The following is a 20,931-nucleotide window of genomic DNA, read 5'->3' on the forward strand; positions in this document are numbered from 1 at the left end:
GGAAATGCCCGGGGAAACCCGCAAGAGGCCCCCGTTTTCCGGGAGATTCTGTACGCCGGGCTCCTCCCGCGGCTATGATGCTGTACCACCCTGCGGCCCCGTGATTCCCGCCATACGGCCGCTCAGTTGCACGCGTCGTCCCACCTGCCGAGCACTTCGATGTCACGGAGACGTTTCCAGCCGGTTTTCTCACGCTCCTTGATGATGGCCGCCATCGTCGGAGGGCTGGTGATTCCGTCCGCGTCTGCCGTCTGTGCCGACGACTCCCGCGGCCAGGGTCTCTTCAAGGAACGCTGCGCATCCTGCCACGGCGAGAAAGGGGAGGGAGTTCATGATGAGTTCGCCAATCCACTGATCGGCGATCGATCGCTCAATGAACTCTCGAAGTACATCGACGACACGATGCCCAAGGATGAAGCCGACTCGATGAACGCCGAAGATTCGGCGGCCGTCGCGGCCTACATCTACGACGCCTTCTACTCGCCGACCGCACAATTCCGGAATCAGCCTGCCCGTGTCGAACTGGCCCGCCTGACCGTCAGGCAGTATCGGCACGCGCTGATCGATGTGATCTCCGACTTCCGCGGCCGAAACGACTTCAGCGACGAACGCGGCCTGAAAGCCGATTACGGCGAGTTTCTGAAGCCCCGCGTCGGCGACAGGCCGGAGAACAAGATCGAGCCGGGAATCGACCACGTCTTCAATCCGCCCAAGGACGAAAAGCCGCTCACCGAAGAGGAACTCAAGGAGGCGAAGAAGAATCCGATGAAGGATCGCCGCCCGGGCGATTCCTTCCGCGCAAAATGGCGCGGAGCGATCATCATCCCGGCCGATGGTGAATATGAGTTCATCGCCGAAACCGAAAACGGTGTGAAGGTCTTCGTCAACGACTCGCGCACACCGATCATCGATGCCGCTGTCCGCTCAGGAAACGAAACCGTCTTCCGCGGCTCGAGTGCTCTGCTCGGCGGAAGGTCTTACTTCTTGAACGTCGAGTTCAATAAGTCGAAGGCGGAGAAGTCCGCATCGATTGTTCTGAAGTGGAAGCGGCCCGGGCAGGTTGCGGAGCCGATTCCCACACGCTTCCTTTCGCCCCAGGAGCCGCCGGAGCGGCTGGTGATTTCGTCATCGTTCCCGCCCGACGATCGCAGCATGGGCTACGAGCGTGGAAACGCAGTCTCCCGGGAATGGGACGATGCGACGACCTCCGCAGCGTTCGAAGCGGCCGACTGGATTGCGAAGCGCCGCTTCCAGCTGGCAAACACCCGGGCTGAGTCCGACGACCGCACTGACAAGGTCAAGGCATTCAGCCGCCGGTTCGTCGAGCGGGTGTTTCGCCGCCCGTTGAGTGACGAAGAAGCCGCGCTCTACGTGGAACGTCAGTTCGCAGAATCGCGCGATGATGAAACAGCCGTCAAGCGGGTCGTGCTGCTGGCGCTGAAGTCGCCCTGGTTCCTGTATCGCGAACCGGGGCGCGACGCGACGGATCCGCATGCGGTCGCGTCCCGGATCTCGTTCACGCTGTGGGACGCAGGTCCCGACGACCAGCTTCGGCAGGCCGCCGCGAAAGGGGAGTTGAAATCGCGTGAGCAGGTCCAGAAGCAGGTGAATCGAATGCTGAAGGACCATCGGGCGGACGCCAAGCTCGCCTCGTTCTTTGAGCAATGGCTGAAACTCGACCGCATGGGCGAACTCTCCAAGGACGCCAGGCGCTTTCCCGAGTTCACCCCCGAACTCGTGTCCGACCTGCGGACGTCGCTCGAACTGTTCGTCGATGAAGTCGTCCGGAGCGACGCCTCGGATTTCCGCTCCCTGTTCACGTCCAACGAACTCTATGCGAACGGACGGATCGCCCGGTTCTATGGACTCGATCTTCCGGAAGACGCTCCCTTCCAGAAGGTCGCAGTCACGAACGAGCCGCGAATCGGCCTGCTGTCGCATCCTTACATGCTGGCCGGCTTCGCCTATCACGACGAGAGCTCCCCGATTCATCGCGGAGTGTTCATCGCCCGGACGGTGCTCGGCCGCATGCTGAAACAGCCTCCGGTTGCCGTCGCACCGATCGCGCCCGACCTGCACGCCGGCATGACAACCCGCGAACGCGTGCTTCTCCAGACCAAACCGGAGATGTGCATGTCCTGCCACGGCATGATCAACTCCCTCGGGTTTTCGTTGGAACACTTCGACGCCGTTGGTCGATACCGCCAGAAAGAGCACGACAGGCCCGTCGATTCCAGCGGAAACTATCTGACAACCCGGGGAGATGAGGTGAAGTTTGCCGACGTCCGGGGGCTGTCGGAGTTCCTGGCCAACGGGCCTGAATCCTCCGCGGCGCTGACCTCCCAGCTGTTCCACTTCGCCGTCAAACAGCCGGTCCGTGCCTACGGGGCCGACCAGCCCGACCGCCTGCACGCCGGATTCGTGGAAGGCAAATACAGCATTCGCCGGCTGCTGGGCGACATCGCCGTCACGGCCGCCCTCGATCAGCCGGCCGAACCAGCCGCCCCTGTGGCTGCAAATTAACTGGACTTCATGTTTCGTCCCCAATCCGGCAGGCGTCGGCCCGATCTTCGGGCAACTCCAGATAGCCTGCATTGACGGCGACGATCGATCAACGGAAACTGATGCGTTGAACGGCCATCCTTGAGGAATCTCGGTAATGCTTGGATATCGCACCCGGCGTGAGTTTTTGAAGGATCTCGGCCTGAGCGCCGCCGCGCTCCCCTTCGTGTGCAATCTGCCCAGCCTGGGATTTGCCAACTCCGTCACCCGCAAACAGCGGATGATCATCATCTTCAGCCCCAACGGCGTCGTTCCCGAAGCCTTCTGGCCGGACGAAGAAGGGGCGGAGTTCAATCTCAAGCCGATCATGCAGCCGCTGGCTCCCTTCAAGGACAGGCTGCTGACGCTGCACGGCGTCTGCGACAAAATCCGCGGCGACGGTGATAACCACATGCGCGGCATGGGCTGCATGCTGACGGGCATCGAACTGTTCCCCGGCAACATCCAGGGCGGTTCCGATACACCTGCCGGCTGGGCCAGCGGCCTGTCGATCGACCAGGAGGTCAAGAATTACCTGCAGTCGAGCGCGGAGACTCGCACACGATTCGGTTCGCTGGAATTCGGCGTCGTCGTCCCCGAGCGGGCCGACACCTGGACCCGCATGTGTTACGCCGGACCCAACAAGCCGATCACGCCGCTTGACGATCCGTACCAGATGTTTGCCCGGCTCTACGGCCGTCAGAAAGATCAGGCCAGCCTCAAGAGCGTGCTGGACATCGTCCAGCAGGACCTCAAAAAAGTCGAGCCGCTTGTCAGCACGGAAGACCGGAAGCTGCTCGAAGAGCACGCGACATTCGTCCGGCAGATGGAAACCGAACTGAAGGCGCAGAAGGAAGACGTGGGGCACCCCGTCCCCACGCTCGAGCCCGGCATCAAGGAAGAGAACGACAACATCCCCACCATCGCGAAGATGCAGGTCGAGCTGATGATCAACAGCTTCACCGCCGACTTCGCCCGCGTGGCCACGTTGCAGATGACCCACTCGGTCAGCAACGCGAAAATGAACTGGCTAGGAATCAGCGAAGGTCACCACACGCTTTCGCACGAACCCGACTCCAATACCGACGCCGTCGACAAGCTCACGAAGATCAACGTCTGGTACGCTGAGCAGGTCGCCTACCTGGCGAAGCGCCTGGCGGAAACACCCGAGCCGGGCGGGCAGGGCAGCCTGCTCGACAATACCACCATTGTCTGGACCAACGAACTCGGCAAAGGCAACTCGCACACGCTCAATAACATGCCGATGGTCCTGTTGGGCAACGGCATGGATTTCAAGATGGGCCGTTCACTCAAGTTCCCGAAGGTGGCCCACAACCGCCTGCTGATGAGCTTCGCCCATGCCTTCGGTCACCGCATCGATCGGTTTGGAAATCCCGACTACTGCGGAGACGGCGTTCTCACCGAGCTGACGTAACTCGGGACTGCATGGCGTAATCTCAGGAACTCACTGGGCAGGCGCGGGTTAACCCCCACGTCTGCCTTTTGGCGTTCTGGGGATGCAGCGCGATTCTGAAGTGAAACGCGTCCCGGCCGAGATGGTTCAGGCCGTGGAACTCCTCGACGGCGGAACCGACTGCATGCGGCCGATCCAGGGATCACTGGCACGCCCTTGCTGCTTCTCGTGGCATCAATCTGCCTCCCCGTTCAGCAGGTTCAGGTCCGCCGGTGATCATCAATCTCGGGGAAGACCCCTGCGATTGGAAATCGAAGGCCCCTGTTTTTGCGAGAAACTCGTGGAAATAATTCCTTCTCTCGGCCATTCGACTCGAATCCACGGCACTCTCGCATTCTCCTGCCGACTTCCGGTACATGTGTTGCAAGAGTGAACAACTGGTACTCTATTGAGCAGTTTGATCCTCCACGAGGCGGCGCGTAGTGGCCGATTACACCTATCCCAGGCCTGACTGCTTTGACGAACTGTTCTGTCAGGACGGCAACCCGCGTCCCGACTTCTCGGCCATCGCCCGCAAAATGGTCGCACTCTCGGCGGGCGATCTCGCCCGCAAGCAGGCCGCGGCCGAGGCCCTGCTGAGAACGCTGGGAATCACCTTCGCTGTCTACGGTCATACCGACGGCGCCGAGAAAGTCTGGCCTTTCGACATCCTCCCCCGAATCATCTCGGCCGAAGAGTGGCGGACGATCGAACGCGGCCTGCGCCAGCGGATCACCGCGCTGAACCTGTTTCTCAGCGACGTCTACAACGAGAAACGGATCCTCCGCGACAAGATCATCCCGGCCGATCTTGTCGAGACCGCCGCCACCTACCGCCCGATGTGTGCGGGCCAGCGGCCGCAGCAGGGCGTCTGGTGTCACATCACCGGCACTGATCTCGTCCGCAATGCCGACGGCCAGTTCTACGTCCTCGAAGACAACCTGCGGTGCCCGTCCGGCGTCTCGTATGTGCTCGAGAACCGCGAAGTGATGAAGCGGACTCTCCCTCACCTCTTCGAGGGATTGTCCGTGGTCTCGGTCGACGACTATCCCGAGCGCCTGCTCGACACGCTCCAGAGCGTCGCGCCCCGCGGCATTCCCGATCCGACTGTGGTCGTGCTTACGCCGGGAGTCTTCAACTCGGCCTATTTTGAGCATTCGTTTCTCGCCCAGCAGATGGGAGTGGAACTCGTCGAAGGCTCCGACCTCGTCATCCGCGATGGCTACGTCCACATGCGGACAACGACTGGCCTTCGCCGCGTCGATGTCATCTACCGCCGGATCGACGACGACTTCCTTGATCCCAGGTGCTTCCGCGCCGATTCGATGCTCGGCGTTCCCGGGCTGATGGAAGTCTATCGCCAGGGGAAGGTGACCCTGGCCAACGCCCCTGGAAACGGCATCGCGGACGACAAGGCGGTCTACGCCTACGTCCCGAAGATCATCAAGTACTACCTCAAGGAAGACCCGATCCTTCCGAACGTCCCAACCTACGTGTGCAGCGAGCCCGAAGGCCTGAAGTACGTTCTCGAGCATCTCGACGAACTGGTCGTGAAGCCCGTCAACGAGTCGGGCGGATACGGCATTCTGATGGGCCCCCAGGAATCGAAGGAGCGCCGCGCCGAGTTCGCCGAATTGGTGAAAGCGAATCCGCGAAACTACATCGCCCAGCCCATGCTGAACCTTTCAACCGCGCCGACGATCATCGATGGCAGGGTGGAAGCCCGCCATGTCGACCTGCGTCCGTTCATCCTGTCCTCGGCCCATGGCGTCTTCGTCCTTCCCGGAGGGCTGACTCGTGTGGCTCTCAAGCGGGGCTCGCTGATCGTCAACTCGTCCCAGGGAGGGGGCAGCAAGGACACCTGGGTGCTGCAAGGCGGGAAATCGGCCCCGCGGCGCCTGCACGGATTTTCGCGAACCAGTCTGCCGGTGGAATCGATCCCGTGCTGAGCCGCGTTGCTGAATCGGTCTACTGGCTGTCGCGCTACATCGAGCGCGCCGAGAACACCGCGCGATGTATCGACGTCAACATCTCGCTGACGCTCGACCTGGGCGACGAATGGGCCAACCAGTGGGCCCCCCTCGTCTTCACCACCGGCGGTCACGAGCTGTTCGCCGACCGTTACGGCGAGCCGACGCGCGAAAACGTCCTCAAGTTCCTGACGTTCGATCGCGAGAACCCCAACTCGATTTTCTCGTGTATTGCCGCCGCCCGGCAGAATGCCCGGTCGGTTCGCGAGTCGCTGTCGACCTCGGTCTGGGAGGAGTTGAACCGGTTCTACCTCCGACTGAACGAGGCCCGGATGTCGGGCGATCTCGACACGTCGATCTACGACGACGTGAAGCGCGCCAGCCAGCTGCTGACCGGCATTATGGACAGCACGCAGACGCACAACGAAGCGTGGCACTTCGCCCGTCTCGGCCGCCTTCTCGAGCGGGGGGACCAGACTTCCCGCATTCTCGACGTCAAGTATTTCATCCTCCTGCCGACGATTCAGGACGTCGGTTCATCGTTCGACATCACGCAGTGGTCCGCGCTCCTCAAGTCGGCCAGCGCGCTCAACATGTATCGCCGGGTTCATCACCGGATCGTTCCCGCACGCGTCGTGGAGTTCATCGCACTTGATCGCGATTTCCCGCGGTCGATGCGGTTCTGCATCAGCCGGGCCGAGCATTCCCTGCACAAAATCACGGGAACCGCCCCGGATGTCTATTCCCTGCCGGTGGAACAGGAGCTCGGCCGCGCCCGGGCCGAGCTCGAATTCGCGAAAGCGGAGCAGATCATTAAAGAAGGGCTCCACGAGTTCATCGATAAGTTTCAGGACTGCGTGATCCGCGTGGGAACGCTGATCGCGACCAGCTTTTTTGACGACCAGCCTGATGCCTCTCAGGAAGGATCACAGACTCAATGACTTTTTGCCTCGCGATGAAAGTCGCCAACGGGCTGGTCGGCATCGCCGACACCCGGGTGACTTCAGGTTCGGAGTGTATTACGGCCCGCAAGGTGACGCTTCACGAACACGACGGACGATCGTTCTTCCTGATGACGTCCGGGCTCCGCAGTGTCCGTGACAAGGTCCTCACCTATTTCGAAGAGATCCTCGACATCGAGGACGTCACCTTCGATCGCCTGTACAAGGCCGTGACGGCGTTCGCCTCGCAGTTGCGGCGCGTCGAAGAAGAGGATCGCGCCGCCCTGGAAGCCTGCAGCTACCATTTCAACCTCTTCGCCCTCATCGGCGGGCAGCTGCGGCATGACCGCGAGCACAAGCTCTATCTCGTCTATCCGCAGGGAAACTGGGTCGAAGTCGGCGCCGGAACCCCTTACTGCATCATCGGCGAATCGGGGTATGGGAAGCCGATCCTCGACCGCACCCTGAAATACACCGACTCGCTGCGGTTTGCACTGAAAGTCGGCGCGCTGGCGTTCGACTCCACCCGCATCAGCGCCGCCAACGTCGACTTCCCGATCGACGTGATCATCTTCGACCAGGAGACGAAGAAGATCCGCGAGCGTCGCTACGAAAAAGAGGACCTGGCCCCGATCTCCCAGTGGTGGCAGGAACGCCTCCGCCAGTCGGTGAACGAACTCCCCTCGGAATGGCAGTCGCTGGTCCTTGATGACACGGCCGAGGTTCACCAGATGAGCACCATTCCGCTCGGCCAGCCCCGCTCCGGTTGAGCGTGGTGTGGCCCCCACTGGATGATGTTGTCCTCCTCCCGCTGAAGGCGCCTCGTGCTTGTTCGCGTCGACCACACTCTCGACTACCTGTACTCGAGAGAGGTTTTCTGCGAACCGGTGACGATTCGCCTCCGGCCGCGCGATGACCCGTTTCAGACGCTGCGCCGCTGGGACTGCACGATCGACCCGCAGCCGGCCGGCGTGTCCGACTTCCGCGATCTCGACGGAAACTTGATCCGCAGGGTCTGGTTCGAGGGACTCACCGACCATCTTCGGATCCAGTCCTCAATTGAAGTCGAGACTCTCTGCTCCGACCCGTTCCAGTATCTGCTGGCGTCCGAGGCGGCCGTCATTCCGATCCGGCTGGACGCGATCGAACAGACTCTCGCAGCGACCTATTCCAGACCGGGAACGCTGTCGCCGCGGATTGCCGAACTCGCGAACGATCTGCAGCGGCAGGCCGGAAAGCAGACCACGCGGTTCCTGCCGGCCCTCGCTGCCCATCTCCACGCGACCATTGCCTTCGTCGTGCGGCCGAGCGGGGATCCGTGGCCGGCCGAGAAAACGCTCGCCGAGCGAACGGGGTCCTGTCGCGACATCGCCGTGCTGTTTTGCGAAGTCTGCCGCGCCTCCGGGCTGCCGGCGCGGTTCGTCAGCGGATATGCGGTCGATCCGGATCACGCCGGCTGCCATCACCTGCATGCCTGGTGCGAGGTCTATTTGCCCGGCGCCGGCTGGCGAGGGTTCGACCCGACACTGGGATTGGCCGTCGCCGATCGCCATGTCGCGCTCGCCTCGTCGAGATTGCCGGCCCTGGCCGCCCCGACATCGGGCATCTTCCGTGGCACAGGCGTCACGAGCGAGCTGCAGGCCCACGTGAACATCCTCACGGACTCGTGATGTTTCCCCGGTGTGTCCGGGCCGTTCGGGCTGTTTCCGAAGCATGAGGGCAAGAATTCCGGGGCCAGGGGGTGATCCTGTCATCTTGCCCTCTTCCCCCGTGGGACGCCGGGGAAGAGCACGGGCGCGGTGCGGGATCGGACGTTGCGGCAATCGCCGGCCGGATGCGAGCGGGTGACGGGCTGAGCGTGGTGATGTTCATCGTTCCTCCATCAGTCGCGGGCGGTTGCGCGGAAAATGGAGGAGGGCTTCTCCCAGGACCATCGACTGACGCGAGGCGGGCCCGGCGAGCATGATGTATTGACAGTCGATATATGGCGTGGCAATCTATAGTCGTCCCGGGAATGGAGCGGACGACATGAGCGGGTTCGACGCGGATCTCTGGCGGGGGAGTCTGGAAATGATGGTTCTGTCCGCACTCGCGGACGGGCCGAAGTATGGCTACCTCATCCAGGCCCGTCTCAAGGAATCGAGCGGCGAGAAACTCTCGCTCCAGGCGGGAACCCTCTATCCGATCCTGCACCGCCTCGAGGCGTCGAAGCTCGTCAAGGCGCGGTGGGATGAAGGAACAGGGCGGCGGCGGAAGTGGTATGAGCTGACAGCCGCCGGGCGAAAGCAGCTGACGCACCAGGTGCGCGAATGGCACAGCTTTGTCGAGTGCATCAGGGGCGTTCTCGGAAGTGCGTTCGAGCCGGGAATGAATCCCGCGTAATGCTGGCGAGCGGGGGCGTCAGCCCCCTGTGCCGCCGGGGGACAGGGCGACGCGGTTTCAGGCAGGCGTTCGGAAGGTGAAGAACAATGGCCGAGCACGAGTTCGAACGGTTTCTGGGCGTGCTCTCCAGGCTGCTCAAGCTGTCATCGAAAGAGACGGCGGCCGTCGCGGACGAGATCTGCGATCACCTGGAAGAACGCTATAGCGAGCTGATTGGCCGGGGCGTGTCACGGGACGACGCCGTGAAGCGGGCTCTCGATGAGTTTGATGATGCGGGCGAGTTCGCGGCGAAGCTCAATCAACTGGTGAGGCAACGGACCCGGAGGCGAATCATGACAGGGGCGCTCACAACAGCGGCGGCCAGCGCGCTGGCGATTCTCATCACGACGGCCTTCTGGCCCGATCAGCGCCTTGCCGGAAACGGTGTCGCACAAACTGCGGCCGTCCAGCAGTCCCAGCCGCCAGCGACGCCAGACGACATTGTGTACATCGATGAAGGCCAGTTCCTGCCCGATTGGTTGCGAAAACGGGTCGAGGACGACCTCAAGCCCCAGTCGATCACGGAACTGAAGCGTTTCCTCCAGGAGTTCACGGGACGAATCGTCGGCGTCGACTATACGGAACTGAAGTCGCTGGGACTGGACCCTAAAGTCGAGATTTCGCCGACGCCGGCCGGCGCTCCACTCTACGTTGTGCTCGACCGCGCGCTGCAGAATGTCGGCGGCGAAGACCTCGACTGGCTGATCGATCCGGACGACGGCATGTTGAAGATCACCGGTCGGGAGAAAGTGGCGACGATCAAATTTCCGCTGACGGTCGATGTCTCCCCGCTGCTCAGCAGGGGGCTGGACATGGACGGGGTGATCGACCTCCTCCAATCGCAGACAACAGGTCCCTGGCATGCCGTCGATGGGGAGGGAGGCGTGATGACGCCCCTGGGAAGCCGGATCACGATCATGGCAAGCCGGCGCATCCACCTGGAGTGTCAGGCCGTCCTGGCTGCCCTGGCTGCCAAGGGGAAAATGGTCGCCCTGAGCGAACCGTTCTCCACGAAGTCGATCGGCGAGGCATTGAAAAAGGAGGTCTCCTGCGACTTCCAGAAAACCCCCTTGCGCGAAGCCCTCGTCGACTTCACGCGGCAGACAGGCCAGCATTTTGTCTTCGACCATCGGGCACTTCAGGACGCTGGCATCGGGCTGGACGGGCCCGTGACCCTGTCGATCAGGAAGGCGCCCCTCGGAACGGCCTTGAAGCTGTTGTGGCTTGCAGTGGCCGAAGAACAGGGCGTCGAACCGAAGGTCGTCTCGAAGGATGGTCTGCTGTCCGTCACCTCCGACGAGGCCGAACCGATGCAGCAGGTCTATGTGCTCGATGTGTCCGACCTCGTGAGCCAGGACGACCTGCCTCAATTGATCTCGCTGATTTTCCACGCGACTCCCGGTCCCTGGCACGACATTGACGGCGATGGAGGGACAATCAAGGAGATCCCGGATGCGAGGATCATCGTCCGCCAGGATCGCCGAAATCTGGATCAGTTGGTCAAGCTGCTCGATGATCATCGGGCCGTTGCGAAACAGGCGGTCCCCGTTCCTGCGCACGATCCGAATGCCATCGAAGTTCGTTACTACCGGATGACCGAGTCCCAGGCCCAGACCCTGATGAGCATCATCCCGAAGTACGTCGCCGCCAATTCCTGGTCCGTCCAATTCGAGGATGGCAGCTTGCCCTCGATGGATACCATTGCGATTCCAGGGGTGCAGGGGGGAGGCTTCTTTCAGGTCGGCGGAGTTCCCGGCGAGCCGCAGGTCGTTCTGGGACCAAAGGTGATGCTGGTCATCCGCCAGACCCGCAAGGTTCACCGCGAGATCGAAAAGTTCCTGAAGGATCTTTCGCGGAAATCGGGCGCTTCCTTCTTTGATCCCGTGGACGGCGTCAATGGCGGAGCAGGGAGCCTCGATGGATCTGGAGGAGGCGGCCTCAACTAGCGGGTCGCCGGAGAACCGCGGCCGGAAGCCGATTTGGCGCTGATTGTCCGCTGGAACTCGCCGGTCCTCGCCGGTCGCACGGCCCACGGATTCGTCGCACCGGCGTTCCTCGGCCGCCGATCTTTCACTGGCCCGCCGATTGCCCTTGACCCTTTTTGCAATTCCGCCGCATCATCCCGCCCGTTCACCGGGACGGACTCCGCGGAAATGATGCCGCATACGGCCGCCACCCGGTTCCAGGGAGGGAAACGGACTATGGCGCGTCACGCCGCCGTCGCATTTATCGTCGGCTATCTCGGAATTCTCGGCTACGGTCTCAGCGCCCACACCGTCGGCTACAAGACATACGCCCATCTTGGGATGTATTTCGTCGTCTGGGACATGTACTGCGGCTGGACAGGCTGGGAGAGTCGCAACCAGATCCTCGCCGAGGGTGAGAGCGGCCAGTACTACGACGTGGGGAAACCTCCCTGGGGAGAAATCTGCGTCTATGGCGAGCCCGATCGACGCCATTACGACATCTACGGCCTGCACTCCTACCGGATCGCGGACAACATCGCCCGACACACGGACCACGAGCCGTTTGTCCGGTATCTGATGATCGAAGAGGCGTGGTCGAAGAAGTACAACCTGCCCGATTCGCTTTGGGCACAACGGTTCGAAGAGCCTCGCGAGCCGCGGATCTACCGTCGCATTCGTTCGGCGTTTGAAGGGGACGGCAACTGCATCGCCTCCAACCCAAGCTGGTCCAACTGGCTGATGGCGCAGGCGCTGGGCAACAACCCGCGTCTGCAGAAGGACATGACGATCCGGACGCCGTTCATGACGACGGACCAGTTTGCACGCAGTCCCAACGTGATCGTGCCGGTGGGCGGTTATGGGCCGTTCGCATCGGGCGATAGCGGTTCGTCGAATTAGCCAGCAATACAGGCCGGGCGGCAGCAGATTCCAGGGAAGGAAAGTGGCGATGTCTCATGCGACCCAGGGCAGGGCGAGCCTGCGCGAGCAGGTGCGGGAGTTCTTTTTCGCGGAGGAGGTCCCCTACGCCCTCGCGCTGCTGCGGATCACGATCCCGGCCATCCTGATGGTCCTCGTCGTCCAGCACTGGCCCTACGTACGGCAGATCTATTCGCAGGATGGGGCCCCGGCCCCTCTCTGGGAGAATTATCTTCACGACGGGTTGCTGCCGATTCCGACCGCGACGGTCGCCGTCGGGCTGTACGCCGTCCTGACCGTCGCCCTGATCACGGCCTGCATCGGCTGGCACACCCGTATCTCGCTTGGGGTGGCGACCGTGCTCTACACGTGGTTCACGCTCATCGACTCGATTTCGACGATGACCAAGTTCACCGTCATCCTGTCGCACATCCTGCTCCTGCTCACCATTTCCCGGTGCGGCGACATCTGGTCGGTCGACGCCTGGCTCAGCCGCAGACGGTCGTCGCCAACGCCGTGGCCCGGCACGAACGGCCACCCGAAATCGCCTGTCTGGCCCCGTCGGCTGATCGCCCTGTTCATCGGCATCGTCTATCTCGGCGCGGCCGTCACCAAGATGCACACAACCGGTTATTTCAGCGGCGACCAGATGGCCTACTGGATGCTGACGAACACCAACTTCGCCAATCCAATGGGCGAATGGTTGAGCCTCTTCCCGGCATGGCTGGTCGTGTCGTCCTACCTCGTGATCATCTGGGAAATCACGTTCCTGTGCCTCTGCTGGCGGGGCTACGGACGATGGCTTGCGGTCGGCTTCGGGTACATGTTCCACCTGATGACGACGCTGCTCCTGGGGTTGATCATTTTCCCGCTGATCTACGTGACGCTCTATCTCGCGCTGTTCAACGAGGCCGATTTTCAGTCGTTCGGTCGCCGCATCCGCCGGGCGGGCCGCAGGTTCACGGGAGTCGGCGCGCTGCTCGCGAAGGTTCGCGGGCTCCGTGCATGGCAGCCGCCACGGGTGACGGCCTCGGGCAACTTCGCCGCGATTGGAACCCTCGCCGCGGTCGCCGCTCTTGCCGCGATCGAGCTGGAGCATTTTGCGGACGTGTATGGCGAGCGTGGCTCGCAGGGACGCCACACGCTTCAGCCACTGCCGCAGGAACGCTACCAGGAACTCCTGACGGTCGCCGACCGGATCGAGCCCGTCGACAAGATGTTCTCGTTCGATGTCGGAACCGAGATGCTGGGCGACGTCCTGATGGATCGACGGCGCACCTTCCAGCACGGCGAGAACGCGATCGTCCAATGCGCGCTTCAGCCGGCGCATGAAGACCTGTTTGTGGAAGTTCAGATCCGGGACGCGGACGACCGCATCGTCAGCCGGGGTGGCGTCGTTGTCGCCCGCGAAAACCTGCGAGGCAATGTCACATACCGGCTCGATGAATCGTTCGCGCCTGGCGACTACTCATTCGTGATGCGCATCGACGGCCGCGAAGTCGCCCGGCGGCGCATCCGGTTGAACGGAGCGAGCTGAAGTTCCGCATTTAGGGGACGTTCCGATTCAGGGGCGCTGCTGTCCGTATTGTTCCGGAATGACAATGCCGTCACGGTAGGCGGGCTGTGCAGGCCTCCCTACCGGAGCGAATGGCTCGGGCTGCGTCACGGGCATCCTTGACGCTGAGGGGTTGACCGAGGGGAGCGGGGCGAAGTCGGAGCTGCGTCCGTTGTTCTGCGGCTGCTGCGACGTGTGAGGGTAGGGGGCCGGCGCGACAGGCTGCCGTCCCCAGCTTTCGTTCATCATTTGCGACTGCGGCGGAGGCGTCTGGTACGGAACTCCGCCCGCGGGTGAGGGAATCGCCCCTGAAGGCGTGCCGGCCCAGGTGGACTGCAGCGTCTGCTGGAGCTGGTGGTCCGCAATGCGGCGCGTGTCGTCATATCCCTGCATGCCGCCCTGCATGTTCCCCTGCCGCCACGTATTCGGAGCAGGCGGAAGCTGCGGCATCTGGCCGCTGGCCGGACTCACAAAGGCCTGCCGAAACTGGGCGTGGGGATCATTCACGCTTCCGGGCGTCATCATGGTCGACGTTCCTCCGGGCATCGACTGGCCCATCGAGTTCGTCGGCGGGGTCACCGGCCCTTGCTCAAAGAAGCTCGGCTGCTGCCGGAGGTCGGGGGGAGGCGTCAGGTCCGGAGACTGCACCGGAGTCGGTGCGAACGCCGCTCCGATTTGCGAGTACGAACCGGGTGACACACGATCAGACGGCTGTTCGAGGTTGGAGAAAGGTTGTCCTGGTCCCAGTCCCAGTCCCATGAGGGCGGCATCGCGACGGGCCTTTTCCAGGGCCGCGGCGGTTGGACGACGATCGCCGGCGACCTGCTGGTCAGGCGACTGGCCATAGCCAGTCTGCGGCACGGCGGACGGCCTGGGCTGCCGGAAGCTGGCTGCCACGTCGGGCATCGCAGTCGGTTGGGCTGTCATCTCAGACGCCTGGTACATCGCCTGGTCGTGCAGCCGGGGTGTTTCGATGGCCTGGGCTCGCTGGATCGGGTCGACGGTACCCGCCTGCGAATTCGCCCATTCCTGACGTCCCGCCTGCGGTGCGCGATAGGCTGTCGCGGCGTTGCCGAAATCGCGTTGTTCGGGGCCTTGGGAATCACCGGGGTTCGATCGCATCACCGGGCCGCCCGGTTCGTAGTGCGTGAACGATCGCTGGACCGGCTGCTGCTCAAAACCCGCGGGCGCGGCGCCCATGGGAGACTGCGACTGCTGGACAGGCGGGTTCTGCGGAACTGCGTTGCTCGCGAACTGCGGAGCGGTGGGCTGGAACTGTGGTGAGAATTGTGGCTGGACCGGCGGGGCGGCCGGTTGCTGCGGAGGAGGGGCGTAGGCCGCGGCGTTGTTCTGCGGGTTGGGACCGAGGGTGAGCGGCTGGCCCGCGGAGGGGCCGCCGTATCGATCGACCTGCGAGAGCTGATTCCTCAGGTACTCGCCGGTGAGGTCCGGGGCGACGCCGGGCGCTGCTCCCCAGGGGCCTCGCTGAGCAGCGGCCCGCTCGTCCCACTGGGAGGGGGCGGCCCCGTTGGCGGCCCCGACCGTGGCAGGGCGGTTCGCGACCATTTGGCCGGGCTGAGCCCGTTCCGTCGAAACAAACTGGGCGGCCGGCTGGTGCTGCCGGCACTTCGCAAGGTGATCGCGCGCGATGGAGGAATTGGGGTCGAGTTCCAGTGCCCGCTGGAGGGCCCTCTCGGCATCCTGCCAGCGTCCCTGCAGAATGAACGACCAACCCATGTCGGCCGCGATGTTCGAATTGCCCGGGTCGAGCGACAGCGCCGTGCGATAGTAGCTCTCGGACTCGCCGAAGCGCTCCTGGAGGTCGGCGACGATGGCCAGGCGGTGCTGCGCTGCGGCGTGGGTCGGCTCCAGCTTCGCCGCTGCTTCAAAGCTCATCCGCGCCCGCTGGAGGTGGGCAGGCTTGTCCTGCTTGTCTCGATAGAACTGCTGGAGGGCCTTCTCCCCGGCCTCGAACGCGACGGCCGGTGTCTGGGGAGTGGGCTCGGTGCGGCGATTCGCTGCTCCTGGAAGCCCGGCAGGAGTGCTATGCGACGCCTGCGAGACTTCGTTTCCCTTTTCCTTGCTCGCTTCATAACGGCTGAGGGCCTTCGCTGCGGAAGATTGGCAACCGGCGGCCAATCCTGCAGCGCATGCCAATCCGAGAACTCGCGATTTCATGGCGGGACCGATATGGCGACAACGACCTGAGGTGGGCGATGACTCTGGCTCGCTGGGAACGAGTTGAGCCTCATCAAGTGCCGGCGGCGACCGCGGTTTGCGGAATCGCAGCGATCGCTGCTGGCGGGAATGCCCCCGCCTTATAAGAAGGCGTTTTTGAAGAGGTCCAGCCCGCTCAGGCGAAGATTGGAATCCAGGAGGTCCTGGTAATCCCGGGGGGAATTTTCGAGAGAGTGCGGCAGTTTTCGCCGCTTTGCCCCGCCTGCTGTCAGCAAGCCATCGCGAGCCCTGTCCGCGCTCACTCCACGGTGACGCTCTTGGCCAGGTTCCGGGGACGATCGACGTTGCACCCCCGCAGCACGGCAATGTGGTATGCCAGAAGCTGCAGCGGGACGGCCGTCACCAGCGGCTGGAGGAATTCCTCTGTATCCGGAACGCAGATCACGTCGTCGGCGATCTCCGCCACCTTGTCGTCCCCTTCGCAGGCGATGGCGATGATCGGGCCTTTGCGGGCCTTGATCTCCTCCATGTTGCTGATCACCTTCGGGTGAATATGTCCTCGCGGCACGACGAAGATGCTCGGCGTGTCACGGTCGACGAGGGCGATCGGGCCATGCTTCATCTCCGCGGCGGGATAGCCCTCCGCATGGAGATAGCTGATTTCCTTGAGCTTCAGGGCGCCTTCGAGCGCCACCGGGAAGTTGTACAGACGGCCCAGGTACAGCGCGTTGCGGGCCTGGAAGTATTTCTCGGCCACTTCCCGGACGGCGTCGTTGCACTCGAGCGTCCGCTGCACCACTTCGGGCATCGAGCGCAGGTGCGAAATGATCCGTTGGCCGGCCTGATACGACAGGTTCCGCATCCGCCCCAGGAACAGGCCGAGCAACGTCAGTACGGTCACCTGTGAGGTGAACGCCTTGGTGGATGCGACGCCCACTTCCGGCCCGGCATGCAGGTAGACGCCGCCATCGGCCTCACGGGCGATCGTCGAGCCGACGACGTTGCAGATCGCGAGGGAAGGGAGGCCCTTGCGCTTGCATTCCCGCATGGCTGCGAGGGTGTCCGCGGTTTCACCACTCTGGGTGATGGCAAACACCATGGTTCCTTCCGCCAGCGGCGGATTGCGGTAGCGGAGTTCGCTCGCGTATTCGACTTCGACTGGCAGACGCGCGAATTCCTCGATCAGGTATTCGCCGACCAGTCCCGCGTGCCAGCTCGTTCCGCAGCCGGTCAGTACGATCCGGTTGATCCGCCGCAGCTGCTGCGGCGTCAGGTTCAGGCCGCCGAAATGGGCAGTCGCTTCCTCGTCGTCGAGGCGGCCGCGCATCGCGTTTTCGATCGTCTGTGGCTGCTCGAAGATCTCTTTGAGCATGTAATGCTCGAAGCGTCCCAGGCCGATGTCTTCCGCCGCATGCTCGATGATATGGATCGAGGGATCGCGGCGACCCGACTCACGGTGCCGCACCTCGAACGAATCGCTGTGAACGATCGCCAGTTCGTGATCGGCCAGGTAGACGACTTCGTTCGTGTGCCCCACGAGCGGGCTGGCATCGCTGGCGACGAAGTTCTCGCCCTTGCCGACGCCAATCACCAGCGGACTCCCGTTGCGCGCCGCAATAATCACATTGGGAAGCGACTGGAACAGGATGGCGAGTCCATAGGTTCCCTTGAGCTTGGAAATCGCGTTCTCGACCGCCCGGACGCAGATTTCCTTGTCCGCAACGTCTTCGCCGATCAGTTCCAGTTCATCGAGTTCGTGGGAGACGAGGTGCGCGACCGCCTCGGTGTCGGTTGCGGTCCGGAATACATATCCAATCGCCTGCAGCTGGCTGCGCAGCGACGTGTAGTTCTCGATGACACCATTGTGGACCAGCACGACATTGCCGTTGCCGCCGACGTGGGGGTGCGAATTGACGTCGGTCGTCTCGCCGTGAGTGGCCCACCGCGTATGCCCGACGCCGATGTTGCCGGAGACCGGGCTCGATTCCACCAGTCCGGCGAGTTCCTGAACCCGGCCGGCTTTCTTGCGAATCTGGATCGCCCCGTCATCGGTCGTGACGGCGATCCCAGCGCTGTCGTAACCACGGTATTCCAGCCGCCGCAGGCCCTCGAGCAGGAACTCAGTGACGTTTCGCTTGCCGACGTATCCGACAATGCCGCACATGGCCGTCGCTCCACCCTGGGCCGCCGTCAAGGGAGGCACAAGGCTCTGATTTGAAAGGACTCACGCGCCGGAGGTTGATGGCTCCAGAGTTTCCACCGGGTTCTATCACCGTCCAAATAAAGGGGTCAACAGGGGTTACGCACTCGCGGCAACGGAGCAATGTTCCATGCGAGCGCTGTTCAGAGCGCCTGATTCCCGGAACAGACGCGCTCCGGAGCCTGAACGCCCTCATCGACCCGGCGTTGCAATTCGCCACGCTTGATTCGGGCTTGGCGCGATTTAACACAGTGGAAACCCGGTGTCCGGCGCGACCTGCGCACTATCACGTCGTTTGGCATCCACGTTGCAACTTTGCAACATCGGACGCATGTTCAGACATCGTGCGTCCGGCTGGACGGGGCAGAAAGCTCGTGACCGCGCCCCTGGTTGTTTCGGAGAGCTGAGAGCTATGGGCGCACCACCCCGGTGGCTGGAACATTTCGTCCGCGACATCTCATCGATGGTTCGCTCATACGACAATGCGCCCCTTGGCTGCCATTACTACCTGGCTCACGACTGCTGGGAGGTGACGATCTTCGTGATGCCCGTCGAAGTCGTCGGTGGCGGACGCGATGGTGAGAACCTGGTTCTCCCCTTTCATGTCGACCTCCCCTCCGTCCCGATGCTGTTCGACGAAGTCGAGACTTTCACCTGGCAGACGGCGCGACTCGGCGCCAGCGATGACCTGGGCCAGCACATCAGCGTCACGGGCCGCGTCGGCGACGACGCCGTATGGCTGAGAATTCTCGCCGAAGCCCCCGACAAGACACCCGTGGCCGGGACGCTGTGCGCCTCGACCCTCGCCTTTGAGCCTTCGTAACGCGCCGGTTGCGCGGATCGTCATCCACCTACGGCAGTTTTCGAGCAGGCTCCGGCGGAGCCGCGAACAGTTCCGCGACCGGATCGCCTCCGAACTCCAGCGGGAGAGGAGGGGCCTGCGGAGGGGTCAGATGTCGGCTCAGGCGGCGGATCGCCTCATCTTCACGGGCGATGGCAAGCTCCTGCTCCCGTCGCTTGCGGGTCGCCGACAGCCCAACCGACGCCAGGATTCCCACCAGGCCGCAGGCAACGACATAAGGAGTCAGGGTCTGGTTGATCAGTCCCAGTTCGGCCAGTGCGATCAGCACACCCGCCGAGACGAAGATGATGGCGTTCGTGACGACCGGACGTCTTGCTTCGTCCGTTCCCGGCATGGTCATCGATTCAACTCCACGTCCGATCAGTAAGAACTGTCGCATTCGGCTCTCTGGCGTCTGTCGTCCCCGAGAGACTTGACGACCACCTCGCGGCCGCCTGGTTCAGTCCCTGATTCCAGCAGGGGCCGGAACGACTCGCCGCCAACAAAAACACGGCCGACCCAGGGTCGACCGTGCTTCGCGTCAGTTTCAACCTAGTTCCGCAGTCCGTTTCCGAACAGGTAGTTGAACTGCAGGAGTCCGAGGGCCGTGTTGTAGACTTCTTCGCAGAGGGTGTACCGCAGGATCAGGGTATCTCCGGGCTGCACCAGGATTCGTTCGCTGTCGTCGAGGAGAGCCTTCTTCAGGTCCACACGGATCGGGATCTGGCCTCCGCAGGGGAGCTTGCGAACCACGATGAGGTTGGTCGGGGGCAGGCCGCCGCGGGTTCCGCCGCCTCCTCCTCCGAACCCACCGCCGCCTCCCTGGCCTCCGATTCCGCTCAGGCCGCTGCCTGCACCACCCACCGGACCGCCTGCGACAGCAATCGCCGCCATCACGTCCAGGTCGTAGTCGCGGGGGAGCAGGTGCTCGCCGCCAGGCAGGATGCCGCCCGTGTAGAACTTGTCCGTTTCGCGACCCGGCACATACACCACGTCGCCTTCTTCCAGGATGATGTCTTCTTCAGTGAACTGGGGAACGTTTTCCGGGTAGAACCGCAGCGGAATCCGGAGGACGTTCGGCGGATCAGGAATCACCGGCGGGCATTCACACGGCTGCCGGCTGCTCAGGATCTGGGCGACGATCTGGTCGTACTCGCGGCCATCCGTGAACCCGCCGCGGATCACCAGCACCTCGTTGGCCGCGTCCAGACCCGGCAGACCGCCGGTTTCCGTCAGGGCGTGGAGCACGTCGTTCTCGTAGGCCGGAAGTTCCACGTTGGTGCCGCTCCCCTTCTTGAGAGCCGTCTGGATCACCACTCCCTTGCCGCCGGTATTGGACCCTCCGCTTCCCGTGTCTTCACGCATCACCATGACGCGGAACTTCCGCCGGGAGTAGATGTTGACCAGCACCCGGTCATTGCCGGCCTTCAGGATGTTGACATCCAGGTAGGCCCGCCGGATCACTTCCGCAAGCTGTTCGAGCGTCAGGCCGCTCGCCTGGATCGGTTCAATCGAACGCAGGGCCACGGAGCCGTCGGCCCGGACGATCACCGGCACGCCTTCGGCCGGCGGTGCGTTCGTGTCGACCTGGTAAACGACCCGTTCCTCGCTCTTCACCATCACCTGCTCAGCCGAGGAGATGATTTCCGGATAGACGCCCGGGACGTGCAGCAGAATCACGTCGCCCGGACCGATCTGGTACGTCTCGACAGGATTCTGCCGCAGACGTGTGAAGGACAGGTCTTGCATGTCCGCCCGGGGCCGGCCCAGGAGATTCCTCGGAATCTTCCGGACTGGAATGGCCGGGATGTCACAGCTGAGGCTCAGCGAAGTGCAACCCGGGAGGCCCGCGAAGCCCGCGAGGGCGACGGTGTAGAGCATCGCCGTAAGTAAGGACCGACGAGACATGGGCTACGACTCCTTGACTGTTCGCTTTGTTCGCAGTGTGC

The 20,931-nt window shown here is 63.1% G+C and carries 15 protein-coding genes; 11 read left to right on the top strand and 4 right to left on the bottom strand.

The window, feature by feature from the left end:
- The first annotated feature begins 159 nt into the window (after positions 1 to 159).
- The 10 genes from Pan44_RS15705 to Pan44_RS15750 all read left to right on the top strand — a co-directional run bounded on the left by Pan44_RS15705 (position 160) and on the right by Pan44_RS15750 (position 13,745).
- Positions 160 to 2,523, top strand: a complete 2,364-nt coding sequence (locus Pan44_RS15705) for a DUF1592 domain-containing protein (protein ID WP_145030961.1) — start codon at positions 160 to 162, stop codon at positions 2,521 to 2,523.
- Between the two features lie 136 nt (positions 2,524 to 2,659).
- The gene (locus tag Pan44_RS15710; RefSeq protein ID WP_145030962.1) at positions 2,660 to 3,976 is read left to right on the top strand and encodes a DUF1552 domain-containing protein; all 1,317 of its coding nucleotides are present in this window, start codon (positions 2,660 to 2,662) and stop codon (positions 3,974 to 3,976) included.
- Between the two features lie 461 nt (positions 3,977 to 4,437).
- On the top strand, positions 4,438 to 5,943 hold the full coding sequence (locus tag Pan44_RS15715; RefSeq protein ID WP_231754067.1) for a circularly permuted type 2 ATP-grasp protein: 1,506 nt from the start codon (positions 4,438 to 4,440) through the stop codon (positions 5,941 to 5,943).
- On the top strand, positions 5,937 to 6,905 hold the full coding sequence (locus Pan44_RS15720; RefSeq protein ID WP_145030963.1) for an alpha-E domain-containing protein: 969 nt from the start codon (positions 5,937 to 5,939) through the stop codon (positions 6,903 to 6,905). The genes Pan44_RS15715 and Pan44_RS15720 overlap by 7 nt, the downstream gene beginning before the upstream one ends.
- Positions 6,902 to 7,675, top strand: a complete 774-nt coding sequence (locus Pan44_RS15725; RefSeq protein ID WP_145030964.1) for a peptidase — start codon at positions 6,902 to 6,904, stop codon at positions 7,673 to 7,675. Before Pan44_RS15720 ends, Pan44_RS15725 begins: the two co-directional genes overlap by 4 nt.
- A gap of 54 nt (positions 7,676 to 7,729) precedes the next feature.
- On the top strand, positions 7,730 to 8,575 hold the full coding sequence (locus Pan44_RS15730) for a transglutaminase family protein (RefSeq protein WP_145030965.1): 846 nt from the start codon (positions 7,730 to 7,732) through the stop codon (positions 8,573 to 8,575).
- 358 nt (positions 8,576 to 8,933) lie between these two features.
- Positions 8,934 to 9,287 carry a PadR family transcriptional regulator gene (locus Pan44_RS15735; RefSeq protein ID WP_145030966.1) on the top strand — a complete coding sequence of 118 codons (354 nt, stop codon included), beginning with the start codon at positions 8,934 to 8,936 and terminating at the stop codon, positions 9,285 to 9,287.
- An 86-nt stretch (positions 9,288 to 9,373) separates the two neighbouring features.
- On the top strand, positions 9,374 to 11,272 hold the full coding sequence (locus Pan44_RS15740) for a permease prefix domain 1-containing protein (protein ID WP_145030967.1): 1,899 nt from the start codon (positions 9,374 to 9,376) through the stop codon (positions 11,270 to 11,272).
- Positions 11,273 to 11,527: 255 nt separating this feature from the next.
- Positions 11,528 to 12,190: a hypothetical protein gene (locus Pan44_RS15745; RefSeq protein WP_145030968.1), complete on the top strand. Its 663-nt coding sequence runs from the start codon at positions 11,528 to 11,530 to the stop codon at positions 12,188 to 12,190.
- A gap of 49 nt (positions 12,191 to 12,239) precedes the next feature.
- A complete protein-coding gene (locus Pan44_RS15750; protein ID WP_197453367.1) occupies positions 12,240 to 13,745 on the top strand; it encodes an HTTM domain-containing protein in 1,506 nt (501 codons plus the stop codon).
- Positions 13,746 to 13,772: 27 nt separating this feature from the next.
- Here the strand turns inward: Pan44_RS15750 and Pan44_RS15755 are convergent, their stop codons facing one another.
- Both Pan44_RS15755 and glmS read right to left on the bottom strand, forming a co-directional pair.
- On the bottom strand, positions 13,773 to 15,941 hold the full coding sequence (locus Pan44_RS15755) for a tetratricopeptide repeat protein (RefSeq protein ID WP_145030970.1): 2,169 nt from the start codon (positions 15,939 to 15,941) through the stop codon (positions 13,773 to 13,775).
- 298 nt (positions 15,942 to 16,239) lie between these two features.
- Positions 16,240 to 18,105 (bottom strand): glutamine--fructose-6-phosphate transaminase (isomerizing), encoded by a 1,866-nt coding sequence (gene glmS, locus Pan44_RS15760; RefSeq protein WP_145035063.1) that lies wholly within the window; start codon positions 18,103 to 18,105, stop codon positions 16,240 to 16,242.
- A 448-nt stretch (positions 18,106 to 18,553) separates the two neighbouring features.
- On the opposite strand from glmS, the gene Pan44_RS15765 reads away from it, so the two are divergent.
- Positions 18,554 to 18,964, top strand: coding sequence for a hypothetical protein (locus tag Pan44_RS15765; RefSeq protein ID WP_145030971.1), 411 nt, complete (start codon positions 18,554 to 18,556; stop codon positions 18,962 to 18,964).
- A gap of 28 nt (positions 18,965 to 18,992) precedes the next feature.
- Here Pan44_RS15765 and Pan44_RS15770 read toward each other — a convergent pair whose 3' ends face one another.
- Both Pan44_RS15770 and Pan44_RS15775 read right to left on the bottom strand, forming a co-directional pair.
- On the bottom strand, positions 18,993 to 19,382 hold the full coding sequence (locus Pan44_RS15770) for a hypothetical protein (protein WP_145030972.1): 390 nt from the start codon (positions 19,380 to 19,382) through the stop codon (positions 18,993 to 18,995).
- A 152-nt stretch (positions 19,383 to 19,534) separates the two neighbouring features.
- Positions 19,535 to 20,890, bottom strand: coding sequence for a polysaccharide biosynthesis/export family protein (locus tag Pan44_RS15775; RefSeq protein ID WP_197453368.1), 1,356 nt, complete (start codon positions 20,888 to 20,890; stop codon positions 19,535 to 19,537).
- Positions 20,891 to 20,931: the final 41 nt, after the last annotated feature.

The sequence above is a fragment of the Caulifigura coniformis genome (genome assembly GCF_007745175.1).
Classification (GTDB): Bacteria; Planctomycetota; Planctomycetia; order Planctomycetales; family Planctomycetaceae; genus Caulifigura; species Caulifigura coniformis.

Excerpts from the sequence above, each read along its gene's own strand:
- Pan44_RS15705 (WP_145030961.1), top strand. The coding sequence starts at position 160 with ATGTCACGGAGACGTTTCCAGCCGGTTTTCTCACGCTCCTTGATGATG.
- Pan44_RS15710 (WP_145030962.1), top strand. The coding sequence starts at position 2,660 with ATGCTTGGATATCGCACCCGGCGTGAGTTTTTGAAGGATCTCGGCCTG.
- Pan44_RS15725 (WP_145030964.1), top strand. The coding sequence starts at position 6,902 with ATGACTTTTTGCCTCGCGATGAAAGTCGCCAACGGGCTGGTCGGCATC.
- Pan44_RS15735 (WP_145030966.1), top strand. The coding sequence starts at position 8,934 with ATGAGCGGGTTCGACGCGGATCTCTGGCGGGGGAGTCTGGAAATGATG.
- Pan44_RS15740 (WP_145030967.1), top strand. The coding sequence starts at position 9,374 with ATGGCCGAGCACGAGTTCGAACGGTTTCTGGGCGTGCTCTCCAGGCTG.
- Pan44_RS15745 (WP_145030968.1), top strand. The coding sequence starts at position 11,528 with ATGGCGCGTCACGCCGCCGTCGCATTTATCGTCGGCTATCTCGGAATT.
- Pan44_RS15750 (WP_197453367.1), top strand. The coding sequence starts at position 12,240 with ATGTCTCATGCGACCCAGGGCAGGGCGAGCCTGCGCGAGCAGGTGCGG.
- Pan44_RS15755 (WP_145030970.1), bottom strand. The coding sequence starts at position 15,941 with ATGAAATCGCGAGTTCTCGGATTGGCATGCGCTGCAGGATTGGCCGCC.
- glmS (WP_145035063.1), bottom strand. The coding sequence starts at position 18,105 with ATGTGCGGCATTGTCGGATACGTCGGCAAGCGAAACGTCACTGAGTTC.
- Pan44_RS15765 (WP_145030971.1), top strand. The coding sequence starts at position 18,554 with ATGGGCGCACCACCCCGGTGGCTGGAACATTTCGTCCGCGACATCTCA.
- Pan44_RS15770 (WP_145030972.1), bottom strand. The coding sequence starts at position 19,382 with ATGCGACAGTTCTTACTGATCGGACGTGGAGTTGAATCGATGACCATG.
- Pan44_RS15775 (WP_197453368.1), bottom strand. The coding sequence starts at position 20,890 with ATGTCTCGTCGGTCCTTACTTACGGCGATGCTCTACACCGTCGCCCTC.